The sequence below is a fragment of the Acetobacterium wieringae genome (assembly GCF_026646375.1).
Classification (GTDB): Bacteria; Bacillota; Clostridia; order Eubacteriales; family Eubacteriaceae; genus Acetobacterium; species Acetobacterium wieringae_A.
Window position 1 is genome coordinate 69,970 of record NZ_JAIPPU010000013.1, and the last position, 25,302, is coordinate 95,271.

At 46.5% G+C, this 25,302-nt stretch carries 20 protein-coding genes, 1 riboswitch and 1 other annotated feature (1 of these 22 only partly in view); of the genes, 19 read left to right on the forward strand and 1 reads right to left on the reverse strand.

What is annotated here, in order from left to right; all coding sequences use genetic code 11:
* Window positions 1–53 precede the first annotated feature (53 nt).
* The 13 genes from Q7P33_RS12515 to Q7P33_RS12570 all read left to right on the forward strand — a co-directional run bounded on the left by Q7P33_RS12515 (window position 54) and on the right by Q7P33_RS12570 (window position 11,969).
* A complete protein-coding gene (locus tag Q7P33_RS12515; protein ID WP_303870769.1) occupies window positions 54–1,289 on the forward strand; it encodes a CaiB/BaiF CoA-transferase family protein in 1,236 nt (411 codons plus the stop codon).
* 182 nt (window positions 1,290–1,471) lie between these two features.
* On the forward strand, window positions 1,472–2,071 hold the full coding sequence (locus tag Q7P33_RS12520) for a TetR/AcrR family transcriptional regulator (protein ID WP_303870771.1): 600 nt from the start codon (window positions 1,472–1,474) through the stop codon (window positions 2,069–2,071).
* A gap of 279 nt (window positions 2,072–2,350) precedes the next feature.
* Window positions 2,351–3,271 (forward strand): AAA family ATPase, encoded by a 921-nt coding sequence (locus Q7P33_RS12525; RefSeq protein ID WP_303870772.1) that lies wholly within the window; start codon window positions 2,351–2,353, stop codon window positions 3,269–3,271.
* Between the two features lie 33 nt (window positions 3,272–3,304).
* The gene (locus tag Q7P33_RS12530) at window positions 3,305–5,071 is read left to right on the forward strand and encodes a VWA domain-containing protein (protein ID WP_303870774.1); all 1,767 of its coding nucleotides are present in this window, start codon (window positions 3,305–3,307) and stop codon (window positions 5,069–5,071) included.
* A 134-nt stretch (window positions 5,072–5,205) separates the two neighbouring features.
* On the forward strand, window positions 5,206–5,340 hold the full coding sequence (locus tag Q7P33_RS18055) for a helix-turn-helix domain-containing protein (protein WP_369693305.1): 135 nt from the start codon (window positions 5,206–5,208) through the stop codon (window positions 5,338–5,340).
* A gap of 147 nt (window positions 5,341–5,487) precedes the next feature.
* On the forward strand, window positions 5,488–6,390 hold the full coding sequence (locus Q7P33_RS12535) for a YafY family protein (RefSeq protein ID WP_303870776.1): 903 nt from the start codon (window positions 5,488–5,490) through the stop codon (window positions 6,388–6,390).
* Window positions 6,391–6,458: 68 nt separating this feature from the next.
* Window positions 6,459–6,917 (forward strand): GyrI-like domain-containing protein, encoded by a 459-nt coding sequence (locus tag Q7P33_RS12540; RefSeq protein ID WP_303870777.1) that lies wholly within the window; start codon window positions 6,459–6,461, stop codon window positions 6,915–6,917.
* Between the two features lie 14 nt (window positions 6,918–6,931).
* A complete protein-coding gene (locus Q7P33_RS12545; protein ID WP_303870779.1) occupies window positions 6,932–7,558 on the forward strand; it encodes a GyrI-like domain-containing protein in 627 nt (208 codons plus the stop codon).
* 135 nt (window positions 7,559–7,693) lie between these two features.
* Window positions 7,694–8,407 carry a lantibiotic protection ABC transporter ATP-binding protein gene (locus Q7P33_RS12550; protein WP_303870781.1) on the forward strand — a complete coding sequence of 238 codons (714 nt, stop codon included), beginning with the start codon at window positions 7,694–7,696 and terminating at the stop codon, window positions 8,405–8,407.
* A gap of 1 nt (window position 8,408) precedes the next feature.
* On the forward strand, window positions 8,409–9,134 hold the full coding sequence (locus tag Q7P33_RS12555) for a lantibiotic immunity ABC transporter MutE/EpiE family permease subunit (protein WP_303870783.1): 726 nt from the start codon (window positions 8,409–8,411) through the stop codon (window positions 9,132–9,134).
* A gap of 1 nt (window position 9,135) precedes the next feature.
* On the forward strand, window positions 9,136–9,888 hold the full coding sequence (locus Q7P33_RS12560; RefSeq protein ID WP_303870785.1) for a lantibiotic immunity ABC transporter MutG family permease subunit: 753 nt from the start codon (window positions 9,136–9,138) through the stop codon (window positions 9,886–9,888).
* 60 nt (window positions 9,889–9,948) lie between these two features.
* Complete coding sequence (locus Q7P33_RS12565; protein ID WP_303870787.1) at window positions 9,949–10,626, forward strand: response regulator transcription factor; 678 nt, start codon at window positions 9,949–9,951, stop codon at window positions 10,624–10,626.
* On the forward strand, window positions 10,599–11,969 hold the full coding sequence (locus tag Q7P33_RS12570; protein WP_303870788.1) for a sensor histidine kinase: 1,371 nt from the start codon (window positions 10,599–10,601) through the stop codon (window positions 11,967–11,969). Before Q7P33_RS12565 ends, Q7P33_RS12570 begins: the two co-directional genes overlap by 28 nt.
* Window positions 11,970–12,346: 377 nt before the next feature.
* Here the strand turns inward: Q7P33_RS12570 and Q7P33_RS12575 are convergent, their stop codons facing one another.
* Window positions 12,347–16,684, reverse strand: a complete 4,338-nt coding sequence (locus tag Q7P33_RS12575) for a YDG domain-containing protein (protein WP_303870791.1) — start codon at window positions 16,682–16,684, stop codon at window positions 12,347–12,349.
* Window positions 16,685–16,991: 307 nt separating this feature from the next.
* A riboswitch (glycine riboswitch) is annotated at window positions 16,992–17,097 on the forward strand.
* Between the two features lie 135 nt (window positions 17,098–17,232).
* Between Q7P33_RS12575 and gcvH the strand changes: the two genes are divergently transcribed.
* The 6 genes from gcvH (at window position 17,233) to sdaAA (ending at window position 24,739) form a co-directional block, all read left to right on the forward strand.
* Window positions 17,233–17,610: a glycine cleavage system protein GcvH gene (gcvH, locus tag Q7P33_RS12580; RefSeq protein ID WP_303870793.1), complete on the forward strand. Its 378-nt coding sequence runs from the start codon at window positions 17,233–17,235 to the stop codon at window positions 17,608–17,610.
* 20 nt (window positions 17,611–17,630) lie between these two features.
* A complete protein-coding gene (gcvT, locus tag Q7P33_RS12585; RefSeq protein ID WP_303870795.1) occupies window positions 17,631–20,273 on the forward strand; it encodes a glycine cleavage system aminomethyltransferase GcvT in 2,643 nt (880 codons plus the stop codon).
* Between the two features lie 15 nt (window positions 20,274–20,288).
* Complete coding sequence (gene gcvPA / locus Q7P33_RS12590) at window positions 20,289–21,635, forward strand: aminomethyl-transferring glycine dehydrogenase subunit GcvPA (protein ID WP_303870797.1); 1,347 nt, start codon at window positions 20,289–20,291, stop codon at window positions 21,633–21,635.
* The gene (gene gcvPB, locus Q7P33_RS12595) at window positions 21,628–23,094 is read left to right on the forward strand and encodes an aminomethyl-transferring glycine dehydrogenase subunit GcvPB (protein WP_303870799.1); all 1,467 of its coding nucleotides are present in this window, start codon (window positions 21,628–21,630) and stop codon (window positions 23,092–23,094) included. The genes gcvPA and gcvPB overlap by 8 nt, the downstream gene beginning before the upstream one ends.
* A gap of 98 nt (window positions 23,095–23,192) precedes the next feature.
* Entirely contained in the window at window positions 23,193–23,855 is a 663-nt protein-coding gene (sdaAB, locus tag Q7P33_RS12600) for an L-serine ammonia-lyase, iron-sulfur-dependent subunit beta (RefSeq protein ID WP_303870801.1), read from the forward strand.
* Between the two features lie 8 nt (window positions 23,856–23,863).
* Entirely contained in the window at window positions 23,864–24,739 is an 876-nt protein-coding gene (gene sdaAA, locus Q7P33_RS12605; protein ID WP_303870803.1) for an L-serine ammonia-lyase, iron-sulfur-dependent, subunit alpha, read from the forward strand.
* Between the two features lie 318 nt (window positions 24,740–25,057).
* Window positions 25,058–25,302, forward strand: a binding site (T-box leader) (it continues 141 nt past the right edge of the window).

Below are 25,302 nucleotides of genomic sequence, written 5' to 3' on the forward strand. Positions count from 1 at the left end.
TTAATAATCCTGTTTAAATTAAAATAAAGTTACAAGCCTAAGGAGGCAAAAAAATGAATTCGCAAGAGAATGTTTTTAGTGGAATTAAAGTAGTGGAGCTAGCTACTTATGTAGCGGCTCCATGTGCGGGAAGGTATTTTGCCGATTTAGGCGCCAGCGTGGTAAAAATCGAAGGGTTTGGCGGCGATCCGTTGAGAACCACCGCCCCGAGTGAAGGTCGACCCTCTGATCCCTATGAGGATACCACCTGGGATCTGGAAAATGCCGGGAAAAAGGGCATTGCCCTGAATTTAAAAGACCCAGCCGGAAAAGATGTGTTGTTCAAAATGTTGGATGAGGCCGATGTATTTATCACCAACTGGCGCAGTGACGCACTGTTAAGAGCTGGTCTTGATTATGAGACAATCAAAGTTCGTTACCCAAAACTTATCTATGCCCATCTGACCGGTTACGGCGAATTGGGTCCAGATAAAGATTTACCGGGATTTGACTTCACTGCGTTCTTTGCCAGAGGCGGATGGCTGGGCACCTTATATGAAAAGGGCTCGGACCCAATGAATCTGGTTGCGGGGTTAGGTGATCACCAGGCTGGTCTTTACCTGTCTGCGGGGATTATGTCGTCACTTTATAAGGCCGAAAAAACGGGGCAGGGAGAAAAGGTAACCGTTAGTCTTTACCATTGTGCAATTTATGCCCTGGGCTTACTGGTGCAGTCAGCGCAGTATGGCAACCGTTATCCAATCAATAAAAGAGATATGCTAAATCCCTTTATGAATGCCTTCAAAACCAGCGACGAACGATTGATTCAATTGGCGATGCCCCCATACAATGTTTTCTTTCCCAAGTTTATGGAAATCATCGGTCAACCGGAATTAAAGAATGATCCCAAGTATTGTGATTTTGAAACTTTAGGCGAAAATTCAAAGCATATCTACGACCTGGTCAATGACTACATGAAAACCAAAACCGTCGCGGAGCATAAAGAAATCTTTGTCAAAGAAGATATTCCCTTTGCTATTGCCCAGCTTTGGGAAGAAATCCTGGAGGATGAGCAGGCCTGGGCCAACGATTTTCTTTGTTCACTGAAATATGACAATGGTAATACCCGGACATTGCTGCGTCAGCCGATTAAATTCAAAGAAATGGGTCTGCCGGAATACACCAGAGGACCTTATGTGGGAGAGCACAGTCTGGAAGTGTTGCGGGAACTTGGTTATAGCAATGAAGAAATTAGCGAACTAAAGGACAAAAGAATCTTCGTAGAATGGGATGACATCAAAAAAAAGTAACAGCGAATGAATAGATATTGAACCTAAAACAGCAGCTACTCGCGTGGTAATGGGGAGTTGCTGTTTTAGCTACCAACAAAAAATAGAACAGAATTATAGAATGTTGTTTGACTCCTGTGCTTTTATCTGCTAAAATTTTAACGATATGCGACAATCATTTGTTGCAGTCAGGAGGAAAGCAATTGGTTAAAGAAAAGCAGCTTTTAAAGAGAAAAGCAATTATGGACGCCGTTTTAAAACTGATGGAAGAGTATGAATTTGATTCTTTAACGGTCAGGATGATCTGCGATACCGCAAACATCTCGACGGGAACCTTTTATCATTATTTTTCCGATAAGAATGCCCTGATCAAAGAAATTCTCGGAGAAATCGATAATTATCTCGAGGAACAGGCGGTTGATAAACTGACAGATGACGATGAATATGAAAATCTACTGGCATATGGACGAATCGTGATGCGGCAAGTTGCCAGCACCGGTCATGTCATCGCTCGCTTGATCAGCGGAATGCCCTTACCGAACACCCCGGAAGATAGCAAAAAGGAGTGGGAGCGGATGTTTTTTTCAATTCCTCTAAAAATAATTGAAAAAGGCCAGACGAAGGGACAATTTATAACTGAAATGAGCGCCAGTGAAATAACGGATATGTACCTGGTTTTTATCCGGGGGTTCATCCTTGACTGGGCAAGACGAAGCGGCGCTTATGATTTGCAAGAAAAATTTGACTATTATAATCAACGTTTTCTGGGATTTATCAGGACAAAAGATCGAATAATTCCATAAAAACATGATAAGTAAGAATAACTAATGATTTTCCTTTCAAATAAGGGGAAATTATTAGTTTTTTCTTTGTTTAGAAGAATTATTAAATTTTGCTTTTCCTGTGATTAAGACGAGTTTATACTGATGACTTGATGGCGATCGTATGGATCTTTGAAAAGGTATAAATTTTTGTGGTTTTGCATTTTTTCTAACCATTCCGCTGGGTTTTGTGTTATATTCAAACCATTCTAAATAAACTTCGCCGAATCGATGCCGGGCATTGACAGAAAGGAAAAACAAATGAGATTAACACAGGAACTATTAAAACAGGGAATCAGCGAGAAACTGCTTGACGATATAAAATACTTCAAACATTTTTATAAATTGGAAGACCGCCTTCAGGATCGGGTTCCCAGTACCGAAACCGTTTTTTATGGCAAGGACATCTGGTCGATGTGCATTACTGCGATTTTAGAGGGGGAAAACATTCTGCTCTCTGGGCCCAAGGCCACCGGGAAAAATGTTCTGGCCGATAATATCTGCGAGCTTTTTAACCGGCCCCAGTGGAATACCTCCTTCCATGTCAATACCGACAGCTCCAGCCTGATTGGCACCGATACCTTCATTGATAACGAGGTTCGGTTGCGCCGGGGCTCCGTCTATGAGTGTGCCATTAATGGTGGCTTTGGGGTGTTTGATGAAATCAATATGGCCAAAAATGATGCCTTGGTGGTACTCCACTCGGCGCTTGATTACCGCAAGGTTATTGATGTACCGGGTTACGAAAAAATCAAGCTTCATGACGCCACCCGGTTCATCGGTACCATGAACTATGAATACGCCGGAACCAAAGAGCTTAATGAAGCACTGGTCTCCCGGTTTATGACCATTGACATTCCTCAGATTGAAGAAGACACGTTGATGATTATTCTAAAAGAATATTTTCCCGATGCCAATCCCGAAATCCTGCCGCAGTTTGCCGGGATCTTTCTGGATCTTCAGGAAAAATCGAAAAACTCCGAAATTTCGACAAAATCGGTGGATCTGCGGGGAATTATCGGTAGCTTAAAAACCATCCGTCGAGGGCTCAAACCAATGCTGGCCGTGGATATGGGTGTCATCGGCAAAACCTTTGACCAGTTTGAAAAGGAAATTGTCCTGGATGTCATCAAAACCCGGATCCGTGAAAGCTGGGAAGCATCCGATGTCTTTACCATCTAAAATCCTACAATCCTGCGAAGGGAGGAAAGCACTGTGAAGGATGCCAAATGGATCTATGAAGATTACGAATTTGATAATCGGGTCGCCAATCTGATGTGGACGGTTTCCGGGAACTATGACGAAAACATGGACAGTGGCGAGAAAAGTTTTATTTCCAAAAATGTCGCCCTTTACCACGCCGTCACTGCTGGCGGACGACGCAAATACATTAACTGGCCAGCCGTTAAAAAATATGTCATCAGCCGTCATCGGGCTGGTTTTAATAAGGATATTCTATTAAGTCTGATTGCCATGGGCAGTGATGTAGTGGTGGAAGAAAAGATTATTGCCGAGCGCCCCGGGGTTTATGATATCCGTAAAAATGCCTATGACGATATCCTTTCCAATTATTACAAGCTCCACACCGACGATCTGCTGGAAAAGGTTCGCCATGCCATGATTCTAAAAAAAATCGGCAAAACCCCGATGGTCGATACTGAAACCCGGAGTATTGCTAACGACATTATGGCGTTGCAGCAACGGGAGGACACCATTGAACTGCTTAAGGGGATCGAAGATGTTTATGTGAAATATTTCCCGCTGTTTGTCGAGGGTGAAGGCGGTGAAGCGTACGAATCCGGTCACAATAAAAATCACATTCGAGGGGATTTTTCGGACTTTATGCTGGAAGAAATGTTTGAAGATCCGGAAGACCTTGATATCGAAGCTTCGATTGAAGAAATTGCCGAAGCCTTGCTGGGCGAATCTCAGGGGGATATGACCAACGTATCCAATAACGCCGACAACCGGATATTGCGGGTTCAGGAAGAGGACATTAAAAAAATTTATGAAAAGGTGGCCTATTATTATGGCAACTCGTTTTTAGAAACCAGCGAGGTTAAAAAGCTTCAGAACCGGGTTTGTAAAGGGGCTCATGGTAGTTGTCGGATTCACATGACCGATGGTGTGATCCGCAGTGATAGCGACAATGAATTCCAACAAAAATATGTACAGCGTCATCAGGTCAAAAATACCGATGTGTTTCGGGCCAACTACAAGGTGTTCAAGCGCAATATCAATAAGCTGCGGGAGAGCATGTCCCGAACCCTGGTGCAAGAGGAAATTGTCGATGCCATCCCGTCGGATTCCGGACAGCTGATCCCCAGCAAACTATGGCGGATTGGCCGCAGCAGTAACAATAAGGTTTTTGTCAAGAATATCGATAACAACAAAGGCAGCTTTGTGGTGGATATTCTCATCGATTCCAGCGGTTCCCAGCGGCGTAATCAGTCCAAGGTAGCGATTCAGGCCTATATCCTGGCGATGGCCTTAACCCAATTAGGGCTACCCAACCGGGTACTGGGTTTTTCGAGCTTTTTGGATTATACGGTTATTAAACGCTTCCGGGATTACGAATCACCGCTTTCGGCCAATGATAATATTTTTGAGTATTACTGTTCTGGAAACAATCGCGATGGTTTGGCCATTAAGGCGACCTGTGAAGATTTGATTAAACGCCGGGAAGACAACAAGATCCTGATTGTGTTGAGTGATGGCCGACCCAACGATATCAAGGTCGGGAAGGGCCAGGTCAATGATTTGGCCGAGGCATATCGGGGCCGGGTGGCCATTGCCGATACCGCCCGGGAAGTTCGTTTAGCCAGACAGCAGGGCATTATGGTGCTGGGCGTCTTTACTGGCAAGGAACAGGATCTGATGGCTGAAAAGCTGATCTATGGCAAGGATTTTGCCTACATCAAGGACATCAATCGTTTTGCCGATCTGGTTATTAAATATTTAAAACAGATTATTGTGAATTAAAACGTAACGCTGTCCCGTGTGGGCAGCGTTTTTTGCAGGGCAAAAAAATATTGTGGTGTTTTAATATGTGAAATGGAGGGTTCAACGAATGGATAAACTAACCCGAAGAGAACGGGAACGGATAAGAAGAAATCATTGCTGTAGCTGAAAAAATATTTGGTCAAAATGGGTTTGAGTCGGCTTCAATGGATGAAATTGCGTTGGAAGCCCAGTTTACCAAAAGAACGCTGTATCAATATTTTGAGAATAATGGTGAAACTGGCAGTTAACTATGGGTATATTGGAATGGTCTTTTTTCTGGGAGCGCTGATAACCAGGCAATCTGCGTTAAAAAAATCAAACCGACTTAAGGTAAGATAAAATTGAGGGAATAACGCCGAACAAAAATATGAACAGTCAATGTGGAGGAAGTGCTAATGCAGGTCAATCGCTTGTTTGAAATGGTCTATATGCTCATCGAAAAGAAAAAGGTCACAGCCCGGGAATTCGCCGATTACTTTGAAGTATCCATGCGCACTATTTATCGGGACGTGGAGGTATTGAGTGCGGCCGGTATTCCCATTTATACTGAAAAAGGCAAAAGCGGAGGAATTTGCCTGTTAAGTAATTATGTCATACAAAAATCCGTGTTATCGGAAAACGATCAAATCAATGTGCTTTCATCGCTTCAGGGCATGAAGGCGCTCAATGTGCCGGAAGTGGAGCCGGTACTCAGAAAGCTGGCAGTCTTGTTTGAAAAAAACAATGCTGACTGGATTGATGTGGATTTTTCGAATTGGGGCAGCGGTTTGGAAGAGCAGGAGAAGTTTAATCACCTGAAAAACGCTATATTAAAACATCAACGTATTCGGTTTGACTATTACAGTTCCTATGGCGAAGCAACCACACGGACGATTGAGCCCCTCAAGCTGCTCTTTAAAGGACAGGCTTGGTACCTGTACGGATTTTGTCTGAGCAAAGCAGAAAACCGCTTTTTTAAGGTCAGCCGTATCAGAAATCTGGAAGTTCTGGCAGAATACTTTGTTCGGGAGACTCCTCCCCAGGTGGACTTTGAGCTGTTTAAGAGAACACCCCAAGAGTTTTTACTGGTTCTTAAAATTGAGGCATCGATGGCTTTTCGGGTCTATGATGAATTTGATCAGCAGGCCATAAAAAAGCAGGCAGATGATAGCTTTATCGTTTCAGTCAGACTGCCGGAGGATAGCTGGATTGAAGGGTATTTATTGTCCTATGGGGATGCGGTTGAGGTGATGGAGCCCTTGTGGTTACGGGAGCAGATCAGAAAAAAACTGGTCAATAGTTTAAAAAAATATCTTTAATATGACATCAGATGTCATATTAAAGGATGTATACTGAAGCTATCTTATGAAGGAAAGAGGTATACATTATGGAATATGAATTAGTGCAATTGGACGAAAAAAAAGTGGCAGGACTACGAATTAGAACCAGCAACACTGATCCCCAGATGGGTGAAAAGATTGGCGCAACCTGGCAACAGTTTTATGGTGGTGGAATTGATGCCTTGTTAAAAGGCAAAACAAATGAAAAATGTATCGGGCTTTATACCAATTACGAAAAGGCTGAGTTGGGTGCTTACGATGTTATGGTCGGCTGCGAGGTAGAAAACGGGGTTCTACAGCCCGAACAGGTCACGATTGAAACCATTATGCCTGGAAACTATGCAAAATTTATTGTCCATGGGGATGTTCAAAAGGCAGTGGGAGAGTTTTGGATGAAGCTCTGGGAGATGTCCCTTGACCGGAAATTTGGCTGTGATTTTGAGGAATATCAGCCAGGCGAAGACATGGGAAACGCCGAGATACACATCTATATCTCGCTTAATTAAAAGGAGGTTTATTCGTGGAAAAGGTGGAATATAAAAAGCAGTTTAAGGACTTGTACCTTCCCAAGAGGCAGCCGTCAATCATTGACGTGCCTGCAATTCCCTTTGCCCTAATTAAGGGGGAGGGGGATCCAAACGGAGACGAATTTACCGAGGCGGTGGCCGCCCTTTACAGTTTTAGTTATGCCGTTAAAATGTCACATAAGGGCAAGGCGGTTCCCGAGGGGTATTATGATTATGCGGTTTTCCCCCTTGAAGGAGTCTGGGATCTGGTGGATAAGACCAAAGACAGCACCGACAAGAGCAATTATGCTTATACCATTATGATTCGCCAGCCAGATTTCTTAACGGCTGATTTGGCCAAGCGCTTTCTTGATGAGGTGAAAAAGAAAAAGCCCAATCCCTGGCTTGAGGGTCTTCAGGTTGAAGCGCTAAATGAAGGACTTTGTTGTCAGATGCTGCATCTGGGCAGCTATGATGATGAGCCGGCCAGCTTTGAACGGATGGAAGCCTTTTGCAAAGACCATGGCTATTTGCGGATTGATAAAACCCATCGGGAAATCTATCTGTCAGATCCCCGCCGGACAAGCGTCGATAAACGTAAGACCGTACTACGGTTTAAGGTTAAAAAGAACAGGGAATAACTGACCAGTTTTGACAGGATCCTTCTTTCTGCGCCCTCTACATTCAGGTAGTGATTATTTTTTAGTGAGTTTCAAATCCTTATAAATTCCTTATATTCTTCGGATATAGTTGCTTTATCGAAAGGAGATACAACTATGTCAAATATGATTCTAACAACTGAAGCACTCACAAAAACATATCAGGGGCAAAACGCTGTGGATAGACTTTCGCTTTCTATCCCGGAAAATACTGTATACGGATTGCTGGGGCCTAACGGGGCGGGAAAATCCACTGCCTTGAAAATGATAACCGGTATTGCAAAGCCGTCAAAAGGGGAAATACGATACAAAGGGAGGCCGTGGCAACGAAAAGATTTGTCTGAAATCGGCGCATTGATAGAAAGTGCCCCGCTGTATGGAAACCTCACAGCCTACGAAAATCTGCTGGTGAGAACCACAGCGTTTGGCTTACCGAAAACCCGAATTGACGAGGTGCTACATATCGTAGATTTAACAGGCACAGGAAAAAAGAAAGCCCGGCAGTTTTCGATGGGTATGAAACAGCGCTTGGGTATTGCCGTAGCTTTGCTGAACCACCCCAAGCTGCTTATTTTGGACGAACCAACCAATGGACTTGACCCGATGGGTATTCAATCACTACGTGAATTGATACGCTCATTCCCTGCACAAGGCATCACCGTTATTCTGTCAAGTCATATTCTCTCTGAGGTTGAGAACACAGTGGATAAAATCGGCATCATTGCCAATGGGCGGTTAGGCTATCAGGGAGAACTTCCCAATGATACCGCTTCACTAGAAGCCCTGTTTATGGATGTTGTTCGCATGAGCAGTAACAGGGAGGCTTGCTAGAATGGTAAATATTATAAAATCCGAGCTTATAAAGGGACGCCGCAGTTTTGGCAGAAAAAGCTTAGTGCTTTTCCCATCGCTAGTTGCGCTAATGGCTATTGTATTGATGGGCGGGGCATTGACTCAGGTAGGTGCGTATAACTGGTGGTATATGATGTTCCTTCCGGTCACGGTGGCATTGATTTGCATTAATCTAATCGAGCCAGACAAAAGAATGCAGTTTTTCAATGTGGCTACCTTGCCTGCACCGAAGGGCCGTGTGTGGCTTGCAAAGGTTTGGACGGGTTGTTTTTATATTTTCATTGGTAATCTCATTGTTTTTGGTCTGACCACCATTTCCGGTCTTTTCTTTGGTTCTCAGTATCCTATTTGGCGGGGACTGGCTGCCGCATTTGTCTTAACAATTGCATGGGTATGGCAAATACCTTTGGGAATGTTCTTATCCGCCAAGCTAAATTCGGTGGTGACATTTTTAGGGATTCTTGGCGTAAATATAATTTGTTCGATTCAAGATATTGCTGGCGGCCGTTTTTGGTTTATTCCATTTGCAATACCTGCCCGCTTAATGGCACCCATACTGGGGATTAATCCCAATGGTGTGTTGATGGCTCCTGACAGCCCGCTCCATGATAGTAGTGTGTTGTTCCCCGGCATACTCATTACTTCCGTTCTGCTTGCAGTATCACTTCTGTTAACAAAGATCTGGTTTAATGGAAGGAGTGAATAGAATGAAAAAGTTTAGCATGCAACTATCTTCTGATGCCATCAGGCTATCCAAAACCCCTTTTTTTATCGTTCACCTTGCTATTCCTGTATTAGGAATTCTAGTTTTTACGGTATACCAGAGCATGACCATTTATCCCCCGGAAAAATTTACAGTAAACTATTATCAGGTGTTAACACTCATCTATCCGCTTTTAGCGGCATGGATTTGTTCAATCATCACCGAACAGGATGTGGAAGCCGGAGGAGGGTTCCTTCTTTTGAGTGCCCCATCACGGATGAAGAACCTACTGTCTGAACTGATCTTTTTGATTCTTGGGGGTCTTGCAGCATGTCTGATAGTTACCCTGGGCTACAGTGTTGTGGCGGTAATCAGGATACCGGATTTTTCATTTCCTCTTTCTCTCACGCTTTGCATGGCCTTGCTTATTTGGGGCTGTGCTGTTTTTGAATACCTGTTTCACGCCTGGCTGGGCTTTCAGTTTGGTCGGAATGTGAGCTTTGCAGTGGCTGCTGCGGAAATTCTTTTTTCTGCGCTTATGCTTACAGGGCTTGGTGAAACCATTTGGTTTTATGTTCCCAGTGCCTGGGGCGTCCGGCTTGTCAGTCTGTTGTCCAGATATTGGATGCAGGGCGATATGAGCACAGTGCCCGCTATGCAGTTAGGCATAGTCGTAGCTGCAATAGTGACTTTGCTGATGCTGGCAGTTCTGTTTGTATGGTTTCACCGTTGGGAAGGGAGAAAAAACGATGAATAAATGGTCGGTTGTCTTCTTATCCCGGATCATTGTATAATTAAGAATACAGGGGGGGACACGATGGCACATATTTTAGCTGTTGATGATGAACCAGAAATTCTGGCTTTTATAAAAACGGCACTGGAGCGGGAGGGTCATTTGGTGCAAACAGTGACGGCAACCTGCGAAGTATCGCCGGAAATGGCTCGTCTTGCCGACTTGATTTTACTGGATGTCATGATGCCTGGTGAAGATGGATTTTCCTATTGTAAGCGTATCCGAGACACAATCGATATACCGATCCTTTTTGTTACAGCGCGAACGGCTGAAGATGATTTGGTGCATGGCCTTGGGCTTGGGGCGGATGACTATATTCAAAAGCCGTTTTCAGTTGCGGAACTACGGGCACGGGTGGCCGCACATTTACGCAGGGAATCCCGCGGTCATCTACACACGTTGCGCCTGGGGGATTTGGTATTGGATGTGTCCGGAAAGCGGGTGCTATATCAAAATATCGCCATTGCGTTTACCAAAAGTGAGTATGCCATCTGCGCCACCTTAATGGAACATGCTGGGCAGGTGTTTTCCAAAGGCCAAATATATGAAGTGGTTTTTGGATATGATGGAGAATCAGACGAAAGTGTCATTGTGGAGCATATTAAAAATATCCGTGCAAAGCTAAAACCCTATGGAGCTGAGCCGATAGAAACCGTATGGGGGATTGGATACCGTTGGAAAAGAGAAAAGCAATCGGTTTAAAAGGCTATTTCACTCGCACGCTTCTGCTGTTTTTTGTTGGAATCGTTGTTATCTTTGCATTGGCATTCATCATACTTTTTCTTTGTATGGAAGCTGGCGTTATTGCGCCAGCCAATGCAGGTGAGAGGGAAGCCAGGGTGGAAATAGACCGGCAAAGCGAGAGTGGGAAGTTCACAAATGATTTAGAACCCACTTTGTACGATTACATCTATTTTGACAAAGAGGGAAATGTAAGGGCAGCTTCCCTGGAGGGAAGTACCCTTTCACAGGAGGTTTCAAGATATACAGCTGAGAACGTAACCTATGGCACAGGCGTGTATGTATTCTATGAGGATGGAAGCCGTTGCCTGTTCACTTGGCGCTATGTGGCTAGCTTTACCAATCCAACATTGCAAAACGTTTTGCCCAATGCGGAACTGATCATGTTGTTTTTGGCAGTTATGGCATCGGTCTTATTTTTTCTGCTATTTGTCCGTAGCATGGGTCGAAAGCTGGGTAATAAGTTGGCATTGGTAGAAAATGCCAGCAAACAAATCGCACAGCAAGACCTGGATACACCAATCACCACATCTGTGGGCATAAATGAATTTAACCACGCGCTGCAATCAATGGATGATATGCGGAGCATTCTGAAAGATACGCTTATCAAACAATGGGAATCGGAACAACAACGCAAACAAGAAATTGCCGCCCTTGCCCATGACATAAAGACACCGCTGACAGTAATCAATGGTAACGCCGAATTACTTTTGGAAGATACTTTGGAAGAGAAACAGGCAGCGCTGGTTAACTCTATATTTAGCGCAGGAATGCGGGTACAGCAGTATGTGGGTGCTTTGCAGCAGGTCTCGATTATTGATATGGATAATGAAGTAATGGAGAGGATTGATATTATCCCAATGTTGGGCGAGCTTAACGCGATTCTATCTCCACTGGCCAAAGATAAGTCAATATCGCTCGAGTATGTGTATAGCGAGAATTTACGCCCAATAATGGTTTACCCTTCCATGCTGGCCCGTGCGCTGATCAACATTGTCGAAAATGCGATACGCTTCACTAAAACCGGAGGACATATTACTATTTCTGCATGCCAAAATGAACAGGAAACATTATTTAGCGTTCAGGATCAAGGGTCAGGTTTTTCAAAAACAGCGATGCACCATGCAAAGGAAATGTTCTGGCAACAGGATACAAGCCGGACAGGGAGTCGAAATTATGGGATTGGTCTTTCTATTGCCGAAAAAGTGGCACAAAAACATTCAGGACAGTTGTTCCTAGAGAACACCCCACAAGGTGCCTGTGTAAAATTTGTTATCTCTTCTGGCGGTGTTGACAATAGTTAATCCAAAACATTGGCCAATATGGCAATACACCAAACTTGAATCGCCGCACGCATAACTGTGTCAGCGCTATGGCATAATGAGAGCAGTTTGAATATCCAACAGGGCCTCCAATCAGAGTGAACACTCATTTTTGTCCGGCTCTCCATTGCAGCGGTAATCCGGCATTTGGATTCTCTGGGAATACGGTTGAGGCAGCCATTGCGCTCAAGTTTAAATGAATTGGATTGGCACCGGCTAGTTTGGTCAGGAAAAAAGTAATGAAAAAAACAGTTGGTTTACCACAGGAAAATAAAGCAACAGCGCCACGGAGTGATCATTCAATCAGTGGCGCTGTTTGTTTAGGGATTTGTCAGAATTTAATTAAGCGGCGCAATGGTTTAGTAAGCATAACGCATCAGGTTACTGCCGTCATAGACCAGCAGGGAGTTATTAAAGCCACTGGGCAGGGACAGGAATGAGCTAGAGCCGATTGTCTCATTAGTGGCGTCATTAAAACCTCGTTTAATCACATTCTTGTCTGCATCCTGATAAATCAGGTAGTCATTAGTGGCGGTGCCATAATAAGTCGGATTGACGGGCTCGATGTTGATAATTGTGTATGCAGACTCACACCAGTTACCGCCGCTCCAGTAATATAGTAAGTAGCTTGTATTCCCGAAACCATCAGAGGTGGGGGTGTTGGGAATGGCTAAGAGTTCGCTGGAATCGCTATCGAAGCCAATCAGCTGCTTGCCGTCCAAAGTAACCTGATTAACGTTTGTCCAGCTGCTTAAGTTGGTTGAACTGTAGATTTGACCGCCGCTGTCGTAGCCGTAATAGGTCGTGCTACCTGCTTGTTTGGCATAAAAGAGTTTAAAACCAGCAGCTGGCGGGGTCAGGGTGCCGGAGACAGCCCAGTTGTTGCTGTTGTAGGGGGTGGCGACAATCGTATTGTCAGCCAGAATCTGACCTTTTTGTGAATAAGTATAATCGCTCAGAACGTAATTGCCAGCATCGGCATCGGCGCCGGCCAGGGTGCCGCTTAGTTTGATAGTGTAATCGCTGCCCACGGCACCGGTTTTGTTGTTACTGCTATCGTAATAGTCAGCGCTGTAGGATCCGATATAGATATCTTCCAGTGCGTTGCCCGCAAGGCCATCAACACGGGCAACGCCATCCATACCGCCATAAGTTGTCGAATCAGCGTTGGGAGTGTTTATAAACGAGACGCTGCTAGTGCCATCGGCTTTTTTCATGGTGATCAGATTGACATTGGCATAACCCAGGATTCGTGGTGTAATGGCTGCTGATGTTGAGGTATCGGGAGCCGGAGCCAGGTAGTTTTTGGCGGCATCGCCGCCTAGGCTATAGGTAATGGTGATGGCTTTGTTTTCACCAATGTTTTTATCGTCGTAGCTGGCAGTGGCTTTGACCGTTACCGCCTCGCTACCAATTATGCCGCTGATGGCATCAGCATCGAGGACATAGTCCGATAATTTGGTTGTGTTATCTGCCAGATAAACATCGGTGGTGGCGTCATATTTTCGTGTTGCGGCAATGGCTGGCAGCTTGCTAGCGTCGACTGCCAGCTGAATCGGCTTGATCTTACCGCTGCTAATCAGGGGATCAAGCCGGTAATTGCCGGCATCAGCGCCGGAAAGATAAAAGCTGGTGGTGATAGTACGGTCACCGGCATCGGCGCTATCATAATGGTTTGAAGCTGTCGCGGTGACCTGATCGGTGCCGACGATCCCCGTCAGGCCAGTGCCGCCCGTGATGGCAGTGAGATCCGAGTGGGCACTGATGTTACCATCATAGTCTTTCTCGGTTTGCAGCCCCATCGCTTCAGCGGTAACCGATAATTTTCTCGTGGTAATGCTGCCGCCGTTGGAGGTAGCTGTCAGGGTGTTGCTGCCCCCCTCAAAAACATAATTACCGGCCGAAGCCCCCTCCAGGCTGATGGTATATTTAAGGTAAAGGTTATCTCCAACTTGACTGCATTTAGTTTTACACTCATTGTCAGTATAATAGTCTGCTACTATTTTGGAAGTAAGTGTTTTGCCAGCTTCGGCCTGAAAAACACCGTTATTATTGCTGCAGCTTAATGGTATATTAAGTTTTGCGGTGCTGGTGCCGTCATATTCCTTCGTTTTTTCTGTCACGGTTCCGGTATTTAGCGTCAGTGGGGTAATGGCAGCGGTTTTGCTGTGATCATCGGGCAGTGGCTGATAATTCCCGGCAGCATCCCCGGAAAGGGTGTAGCGGATGGTTATGTTTTTTTGGGTGCCAACATCCTTGCCGGTATCATACGTGGCGGTCGCTGTGACTGTCACCTTGCCGGTATCAGTCACAGCTATATTTCCGGGTGAGACCGAGGTATTATAAATAATACCCGTATTATTGACCGCCGTAAAAACATCGGCGGTGCCGTCGTAGGCTTTGGCCACCGGAGTGGGAGTTGCTATTGTCAATGACCGTGCGGTAATGTTAGCCCCACTGATGGTTTCTGTCGCTGGGACCTGATAGCGATTGTTGGCAGAGGTGCTGTCAATTGAATAGCTAATCGTAATGGTTCGGTTGTCGCCGGCGTTCTGATTATCATAAGCAGCGGTGGCCGTGACGATAATAGTGGGGTCGGCTGCCACACCGGTTGCCACGCTGATCACGTTATTGCCAGCTTGAATTTTGCCCTTGCCATTAAACACGTCAGTGGTGCCATCATAGGTTTTGGTTTTATTGATATTCAGGCTGGCGCCAGAGACTGTCAGGGTTCTTTTGGTAATGGTTCCGGTACCCGGGTGGTCGGCCGGGGCGCTATAATTGTTGGCAGCGGTTCCCGACAGGGTGTAGCGACAGGTTACCGGTTTATTGGCTCCTACGTTGTTGTCTAAATAGGTGGCAGTTCGGGAGATTGTGAGATTATCGGCGGCCAGCTGGCCTATGTCTTCGGTAATCACGGTGTCAAGCATCGTTGTTCCGTCATACTCTTTTGAGATTGGTGTTGTCGGGAGGCTCAGGGTTTTTGCCACAATCTCGCCCTTGATTGTCGTGGTCACCGGTGGAGTGTACTTGCTGGCAGCAGCTCCGGATAGACTGTAGGTGATGGTGATATCCTTATTGCTGCCGACATTTTTATTATCATAGGTAGCCGTGGCGGTAACGGTTACGGTATCACCGATCGCAATTCCCGTGATGGTCGCAGCATCGAGCAGCTGATTGGTTACATCGGTGGCGGTAGTGCCATCGTAGGTTTTAGATGGGCTCACAGCTGGTGTGGTCACACTCAGATTGATTTTGCTCGGTGGGGTATAGCCGCCACCGCCGGGTTGGGGTGTGGGTTCTGGGATCACGGGCGGCACTACTACCTCGGGGTCAACCGTATAATTATCGGGAGCCTTTTCAAAGCTGACATTGTCTGAGGAAATCTCGGCTTTGCTGATCCTACCGCTACCAGTGATATTTGTGGGTGCTGACAAGGCCAGGGTTGTTACGGCGGTGGTACTTCCAAGTTCAATGGCCGTATTTTGGCCGTCTTCGCCGACATCCAGGGTTTTAATGCTGGTCTGACCCTGGGTTTTAATCACCGCATTGGGAGCATTGACTGTGACTGAATCGAACTCGCCTTCAAGAATCAGGGTTTCGCCAGCAGCGTTTTCGCTTAGGATAACTGGCACTCCGTCAAGGCCGGTGGCAACAATCCGGACACCGCCGTCAGGAGCCTGTTCGATCAGAATTTTTGAATAGTCGCCACCGTTAATGTGAATACTGTTCTGGCCGCCGCCACGAACCCGCAGCTCACCGGAAACAGTGACATTGTTCAAGGTCACGTTACCGTTGCCTACGGCCTCATCAATGATCAGATTGCCATCAATTGTTAAGTTCTGAAGCGTCACATCACCGGTAGTGACAATTACATCCTGATTGATCGATTCGCTTCCGCTGCTTGGTCCATAGCTACCGGCTTTACTGTAAATGGTTGATTGGGTCAGATCTTCAAGCTGGTTCATCGCCTTTTGGATAGTTGCAATGGCGGTGGCGATTTCAGTGGAACTGCTTTGCTCATCAATATTGTTTTGAGAAACAACGGATTGCAGATTATTCCAGGAAGTTTTGCTAAAGTCGGATTCGTTTAAACTTTCAATTTGTTTTATCAGGGCAGTGTAGGCACTTAAATCGGTGCCAGTCGTGGCATCCTTGACAATTTCCAGTTTTAATGCTTCAAGGCGAAGCGAGCTGCCAACGGTACCAAGCTGTTCACCATCGAGGAACCATTCTTCCGAAACGGATGGCAAGTCGCCAATATTCTGGACATGACCGCGGTAACGGACATGATAACCGGATACCTGTTTGCCGGTGGTGTCAAGCAGAACAATTTTGATCGCTTCAATGCGCAGTCCCTTGCCGCGGGTGCCGGCATAGTCGCCGTTTTTGGCCCAAGTGCTGGGATCATTTTCATCATAGAGCCAGCCGATGTTTTGAACATGGACGTTGTAACGTAGTTCAATCTCCGAGGCCACGTTCGCATCGGGTTTTAATTCGAAGCCTTCGATACGTTTACTCTGGCCAACGGTGCCAATTATCTCCGGGCTTTCGATCCAGGTGTGGTCGGCAGGATAATCACCTAAGTTTTCAATGTGGCCGCGGGATAAAACCGGGACGATTTCAGTCTCGGCAAAGACCGTTTGAATTGGGATGAAGAGGGCAAATAAGAGCAGGATAAGTAGTGTTTTTTTCATGAATGTTCTCCTTACAGGGTTATGCTAAATTGAGTGACGATCGCATCGAATCATCACTTGAATTCTACATTTAAAGCTAGTTTATTCTAACAGATATTAAAGTGTATACTCACAACAATTCACGAAGAAAACAGCCGTTTCGCGAAAGTGGGCGGCTATTTGGGTAAAGGACAGTTACAATAAAAATAGCCACCGTTTGAAATAATATGGTTTCAGTAGTTGACAATTACCGGGGCAGCAGTGTATACTCACAACAACTTGATAAATAGATCAGGCTGAAGAATACAATTAAACGATGGTATGATGAATGATGGATACGGGAGAGACTGCAGAGTGTGCAGCACCGAAGGAATAAGCGGGTATTAGCCATAATATCGGCGATGATCTCAGGTAAAGAGGACCGCATCTGGACATCTCTCTGGAAAGCGAAGACGCACCGAAGGGGCAACTTTAAAACAGGAATCTCTCAGGTCAATAACAGAGCAGAAGGCATTAGCTTTCTGCTTTTTTTGTTTTTTTGTAAAATTAGAAAAATGGAGGATTGAAAAATGAGAATTGTTGAAGGGTTGAAGTATTCGAAGGATCATGAGTGGGTTAAGGTAGAAGGCAATCGGGCCACCATTGGGATTACCGATTACGCCCAACATTCCCTGGGGGACATTGTTTTTGTTGAATTGCCGGAAGTGGGTGATCATATCGATAAGGACGAAACCTTTGGGGTAGTCGAATCGGTTAAGGCGGCTTCCGATATTTATTTGCCCGTAGCCGGAACGGTTGAAAAAATTAACGAAGCACTGGAGGCTGCACCGGAGCTGATTAATGAGGATGCCTTTGAAAACTGGTTGATTTGTGTTGAAATGGATGATTCCTCAGAATATGAAGACTTGATGGACGCTACTGAGTATGAAGCGTTTTGTCAGGATTAGAAAGAGTACGAGATCAGCAAATGGGAGATTTAAAACGCACCGTATTATATGACAATCACGTCAAAGCAGGGGCAACCCTGGTAGATTTTGGGGGCTGGGAGATGCCGATTCAGTATCCTCATGGTATTGTTGATGAGCATCTCCATACCCGAATTAAAGCGGGCATCTTTGATGTTTCACATATGGCCCGCTTCATCATCACTGGCAAAGAAGCCACCGCCTTTTTACAGTATGTCCTGACAAACAATGTTTTTGCGCTGGATCTGCTTCAGGCCCAGTATACGATGATTCCCAATAAAAACGGAGGTGCCATTGATGATGCCTACCTTTACCGCTTTTATGAAGATCGCTACCTGCTGGTAGTGAATGCGGCCAATGCTGACAAAGATTGGCAGCATCTGAATAACGAAATCAAAGCCTTCGATGCCCAAATAACCGATCAATCCGCTGAGCTGGCGATGATTTCACTACAAGGCCCGGAAGCTAAGAATATTTTGAAAAAATTGACCGGGAGCGAATTTTTGACCGAACCCCTTAAGAATGCGTTGGGAATTCTTAATTATCACGGGGCCCCCCTCCTGATTGCCCGAACCGGCTATACGGGGGAACCCCTGGGTTTTGAACTGTTTGCCAAGGCGGAGCAAAGCCCGGAAATCTGGGAAAAGCTGCTGGGGTTGGGCGCCATGGCCGTCGGTTTGGGGGCCCGGGATACATTAAGACTGGAAGCCGGTTTGCCGCTATATGGACACGAACTGGGACTGGATAATGAGGGTCAGGAGATTCCGATTTTCTCCTGTCCACTGGCTAAATTTGCTGTCAGCTTTGCCGCGGATAAGGGCAATTATCTGGGGCGGGCACCACTTCGGGAACAGTATTGCGGCTTTAAGGCCATCATGGAACGGGATTTTAGCGATTTATCCAAACTGCCGAGAATTGTCAGATCGTTGGCGATTACCGGCAAAGGTGTAGCTCGGGCTGGATGCAAGGTTTTTAAAGATGGCAGGGAAGTCGGCGTGATCACCAGTGCCACCATGGTCCCCTATTTAAAAGCCGAGGGCTATGGACTGGATAGCAAGATAACCGATGAGAAAGCAATGCGTGGGATTGGTCTGGCGCTGCTTGATGGCGATGTCGAAATCAATGATCCGGTGGAGGTCGAAATCCGCAACAAACGGGTTGCGGCGGTGATTGTGCCGTATCATTTAAAAAGTGATGCGCCCCCGTATGCCCGCCCGATCCTTTATGGCGTGGAGGTAACAAGACAGTTTGAAAGCGCCGCTAATTATCCCGGCAAAGCCCTCAATCTGGTGAAGAAGAGCCTTGACAATACCCATCACCGGCAGTATGAAACCATTAACCTGATCCCGTCGGAACAGGCTCATTCGTCAGCGGTACGGTTGTTATCAGTGATGGATCCGTCGTTTCGCTACGCGGAGCACAAAAAAACCAAATCCTTTTATGATTATGACGTTTTTTATTATCAGGGAACAGCTTTTATCGACGAGATTGAATATTTGCTGATGGAAGAATTCAAGCAGTACTTTAACTGTGCCGAGGTTGAAACTCGGGTAATCAGCGGGCAAATGGCCAATACGGCAGTCTTTAGTGCTTTGATGGATTACAAGAATCGGGTTAACCGCAAGGTTGAGGCCAAGCGGTTGGGCTATATCCTGAACAATCATATCATCCGTGGTGGCCATTTAAGCGCCCAGCCAATGGGCGCCCTGCATGACTATATCGCCGTCGATCCCCGGACGGAAAAAACGGCAGTTGTCAATTTCCCGGTGGAGCCCGATAACCTCTTTAAGATCGATGTCGAAGAAACCAAAAAGGTCATTACGACGTATCGTCCAGAATTAATTATCTTTGGTAAGAGCATGGTTCTGCACAAGGAACCGGTACAGGAAATACGCCAATTTATCGATGATCAGAAACTCAATGCGGTGATTATGTATGACATGGCCCACGTTTTGGGACTGGTCGGTGATTATTTCCAGGATCCCTTTAAAGAAGGGGCTGAGCTTGTGACCGGTTCCACCCATAAAACATTTTTTGGAACCCAGCGTGGGGTCATTGCCGGAAATTATGACAAGGATGATTATAAGTATGGCCTTTGGGAAACCATCGAGACCCGGGCGTTTCCAGGCAGTGTCAGTAACCACCATCTCGGAACGATGTTGGGTCTGTTAATGGCGGCCTACGAAATGAATTATTTTAAAGATGATTATCAGCGCACTGTCATCGAGAATGCTAAATATTTTGCCAAAGCGCTGGCTGAAGCTGGACTTGATGTGGCCGGTGATCCACAGATTTCCTATACCGAGACCCACCAGGTAGTGGTGCGGGTTGGTTATGGTATCGGTCCGGAAGTGGCGAGACGTCTCGAAGAAAGCAACATCATCATTAATTATCAGGCAACACCGGAGGAAGAGGGCTTCACCGCTTCCGGTGCAATCCGCATTGGTGTTGCTGAGATGACCCGCTTTGGCTTTACCAAGGCAGCCTTTAAAGAGACGGCTGAGCTGATGGCCGATGTGATTTTGCGTAAAAAAACAGTGGCGGAAGACGTTAAAAAGCTCCGAAGCCAGTTTACTACAATGAAATACTGCTTTGATGATGAAGCGATAGCAGAACAGCTTGAAAAACTGAAAGCCACACTATAAAGGAGGAAAACACCGATGGCATCTTATTTATCAACAACCGGGGAAGAACAACAGGCGATGCTAAAAAAACTGGGTCTGACCTCCCGGGATGCACTTTTTGCGGACATCCCCGGGGCAGTCCGGCTAAACCGGGAACTGGCGTTGCCAGAAGCTTTGTCAGAAATGGAACTGATCACATTGATGCGGGAGCTGGCACAAAAAAATACCGATCTGGACAGCTACGCTTGTTTTTTGGGAGCCGGGGTGTATGATCATTTTATTCCCAGTGTTGTTGGCAGTCTGACCTCCCGACAGGAATTCTACACGGCTTACACACCCTATCAGCCGGAAATCAGTCAGGGTACCTTGCAGGCAATCTTTGAGTTTCAATCGATGATCTGTGAACTGACCGGAATGGAGATTGCCAATGCGTCAATGTATGATGGCGCAACGGCACTGGCCGAAGCGGTGGCAATGGCTGTCAGTCAGACGGGTCGGAACGAAGTGCTGATTGCCAGCACCGTTTCTCCCGAGCACCGCCAGGTGGTGCAAACCTATGCCCACTTTAAAAACGTGCGGGTGAGAGAAATTGGTTTTCAAAATGGTACCATCGATTTAAACGAGCTAGAAGCCTCATGCAGCGCGCAGACTGCTGCGGTGATTGTGCAAAGTCCGAACTTTTTTGGCGTTATTGAAGAGTTGAGCCGGGTGGCGGACCTTGCCCATCAACAAAAAGCGTTGTTTATTGCCTCTGTCGATCCATTGTCATTGGCAATCCTTCGATCTCCCGGCGAATTGGGGGCCGATATCGTGGTTGGAGATGGTCAGTGCTTGGGGAATCCAATCAGTTTCGGCGGGCCGGGACTGGGTTTTATGGCAACAAACAAGGCTCTGATGCGAAAATTGCCCGGTCGGGTGGTTGGACAAACCACTGACCATGACGGCAAACGAGCCTTTGTTTTAACCCTTCAGACCAGAGAACAGCATATCCGGCGGGATAAGGCGACGTCCAATATCTGCTCGAATCAGGCCCTGAATGCCCTGGCAGCAACGATTTATCTGACGTTGCTGGGTAAGGCAGGGTTAAAAGAGGTGGCTACCCTATGCCTTCGCAAAGCCCACTACCTTCATGACAGGCTGATTGCCACTGGGAAATTTACCCCGGCCTTTACGGCCCCGTTCTTTAAAGAGTTTGCAGTTATCGGCACGACCGCACCGGAAGGCTTAAACAAAGCCCTGCTGGGAGATGGAATCATCGGCGGTTATGAATTAAAAAAGGCCTATCCGGAGTTTGAGTATGGCTGGTTACTCGCGGTCACTGAAAAACGAACCCGTCAGGAAATTGATCAGCTGGTAGAAAAGGTGGTGAAGCATTGTGATTAAACAAGAAGCGCTTATTTTTGAAAAGTCGGTGTCGGGAAGAAAAGCTGATATTCTGCCAATGTGTGATGTTCCCGAGACATCCATTGACACCATGATCCCCGAAGTGTTTTTACGTACTGAGGAAGCAGCCTTACCGGAGGTTAGCGAGATCGATACAATCCGCCACTTTACGGCCCTTTCGCAAATGAATCACGGGGTTGATTCGGGTTTTTATCCCCTGGGCTCCTGTACCATGAAATATAACCCCAAAGTTAATGAAGCGGTGGCTCAGTACCGTGGTTTTACCGGGGTTCACCCCTATCAGCCCGAGCAGACTGTTCAAGGCTGTCTGGAAGTGCTTTATCAAACTGATCGAATGCTGGCAGAGATTACCGGAATGGAACGGGTATCGCTGCAACCGGCGGCTGGCGCCCATGGCGAAATGGCGGGACTGATGATTATTAAAGCCTATCATCAGCACCGAGGTGATACAAAGCGACGAAAAATTGTTGTACCAGATTCATCACATGGCACCAATCCGGCCTCAGCGGCGGTCGTGGGCTTTGATGTGATCGAGGTGAAGTCCAATCAGGCTGGTGGGGTTGATCTTGAAGCACTGCAGGCGGTGATGAGTGATGAAATTGCCGGACTGATGCTGACGAATCCCAGTACTCTGGGCTTGTTTGAAGAAAATATTGTCGAAATAGCGAAGATCGTCCATCAGGCGGGGGGGCTGCTCTATTATGACGGTGCCAATATGAACGCCATCATGGGCAAAACCCGCCCGGGTGACATGGGCTTTGATGTGGTACATCTCAATCTCCACAAAACCTTTAGCACACCTCATGGCGGTGGCGGCCCGGGTTCAGGCCCGGTGGGAGTGAAAAAAGAATTGGTTCCCTTTCTGCCAGGGCCGGTAGTGGAAAGCGGCACCAACGGCTATTATCTTGATGGTGATCGGCCGCTGTCAATTGGCCGGGTTAAATCGTTCTATGGTAATTTTTTAGTGGTCGTTAAAGCGTTTGCCTACATCCGTTCATTAGGGGCAAAGGGACTACGGGAAGCTTCAGAAATGGCGGTGCTAAATGCTAACTATATCCGTGCTGGACTTTGTGAGGATTATGAATTGCCATTCGGAAAAACCTGTATGCATGAAGTTGTTTTTTCAGCTCAAAAGCAGGCAAAAGCCGGGGTGTCGGCACTTGATATTGCCAAGCGTCTGATTGATTTTGGCTATCATCCACCGACGATCTATTTTCCGTTGATTGTCAAAGAAGCACTGATGATTGAACCAACTGAAACCGAAAGCAAAGAAACCCTGGATGCTTTTATTGCGGCGATGAAACAGATTGCCCGGGAAGCGCAAGAAAATCCGGAAGTAGTTAAATCGGCACCGCATGATACCATTGTCGGGCGGTTGGATGAGGTAAAAGCAGTACGTAAACCAGTTCTTACATTCAGTCAGAAGGCGGATGCTTAAAGAGGACTATTCTGGGTAAGAAAATATCAGAAAAATCGATGGCACCGTTGTAGAGTGGTGAGTAAAAGTCTGGCTGATGCCGAAAGAGTGAGGTTGGGATGAATGTATTTGACATTATTGGACCAATTATGGTGGGCCCCTCCAGTTCCCATACGGCCGGGGCGGTGCGGATCGGAAAAATCGCCCGGGCGGTGTCCGGTGGGCAGCCAGCGACGGTGACGATAGAGCTCTTTGGTTCGTTTGCCCAAACCTATAAGGGTCACGGAACCGATAAGGCAATTATTGCCGGGTTATTGGGGATGGCGCCGGATGATGAACGCATCAAAGACAGTCTGGCGCTGGCCCGGGAGCTGGGTATGGCGTTTAAATTTAAAAAATCCAGCAACAAAGCGTTTCATCCCAATACGGCTTTGATTATGGCGACTGATTCGCAGGGCAAAAAAACCATTGTCCAGGGATCATCGGTGGGTGGTGGCCGAATTATGGTCAACCGGATCAATGAGATCAATGTAAAATTTAACGGCGAATATTACACCTTGCTGGTACCCCATCATGATACGCCGGGAATGATCGCGGCAGTGACCAATTTGCTGGCTGATCAGGGGATCAACATTGCCGAGATGAACATGTATCGTTCCCAACGAGGCGGTGAAGCAATGATGGTGATTGAAACCGACCAGGCCGTTAATGAAGAACTGGTCAGTTTAATTGAAGCAGTGAACTCTGTAAAAAAGGCGGTTTTAATCAAACCAATCTATTAGGAGCGAAGATGATAAGTTATGATTTTGTACAGGAACTGGCAGACAAGGCGACAAAAAAAGGAAAATGTATTTCGGCGTTGGTTCTGGCCGATCAGGCGCTGCAGATGGAAAGATCCCAGCAAGACCTGATCGAAGAAATGAATAAAAGCCTGCAGGTGATGGCCGAAGCCGCAAGTAAAGGCTTAAACAGCGGGAGTAAGTCAGCCAGTGGTTTGAGTGGCGGGGATGCGCTTAAAATGAAACAAGCCATTCATGCCGGCCAGTCCCTCGGCGGGATGGTACTCAGCGAAACCCTGGCCAAGGCTCTGGCCATTGCTGAAGTGAATGCCTGTATGGGACGAATTGTGGCAGCCCCTACCGCTGGTTCCTGCGGGATCATTCCGGCCGTTTTGCTGACCTTGAAAGAAGCGTACGATTTAACAGAAGCGCAGGTAGTGATGAGTCTTTTTACCGCCGCAGGACTCGGTATGGTAATTGCCAAGAAAGCCAGCATATCCGGGGCGGAAGGCGGTTGTCAGGCAGAATGCGGTAGTGCCGCGGCGATGGCAGCAGCAGCAGCGGTTGAGCTGATGGGTGGTACTCCGCAAATGAGTGCCCATGCCTGTGCCATTGCTCTGAAAAGCGTACTGGGGCTGGTCTGTGATCCGGTGGCCGGGCTGGTCGAAGTCCCCTGTGTCAAGCGCAATGCCAGCGGGGCGGCCAATGCCCTGATTGCTGCAGAAATGGCTCTGGCGGGTATTGAAAGTGTCATCCCGGTGGATGAGGTGATTGCTGCTATGAAAGCCATTGGGGATGCGATGCCGAAAACGCTCAAAGAAACGGCAGAAGGCGGACTGGCCGATACCCCCACAGCGAAGAAAATGGCCCGGGAGATTTTTCGCTAATTCTGGCCGTATCAATCTCGAAAAACAGACAAGCAGATAATTCGATTTAAGCCAAGTATTGAAGGGATGATAATAATGTCAGACGACTGGGCATTTTTGGAAATTAACAGCACTATCTTTCATCTTTTTTTAACATTTGCTTAAATAACTGTAAAATTACAGAGAAAGTTAAGTTTAACACTTTATAATTTGGAAGTGAGAAAAGTTTCGACATCTTTTTTCACTTCACTATCATTGGCAGCTGTTTATAAAACAGCTGCTTTTCTGTTTTATTGGATTGACAAACAGGTTTGAATCGTTTATGATAAATAAAATATCAAAAAGACGTTGATGCGGAATAGTAGTTGTTGGATGATTTACAGAGATCTGCTGGGTGGTGTGAAGCGGAAATCAGAAGACGATGAACTCACCTCGGAGTTGCTTGCTGAAACAGTGCTGATACAGTCGGCGAAAGTAGGTTAAGACGGAAGCCCACCGTTACAGGGGATGGATATCGGTTTTATTAAACCCGTATTGAAGACTATGGTATAAAAGAGTGGTATAGCAGATTTTTCGTCTGTCTC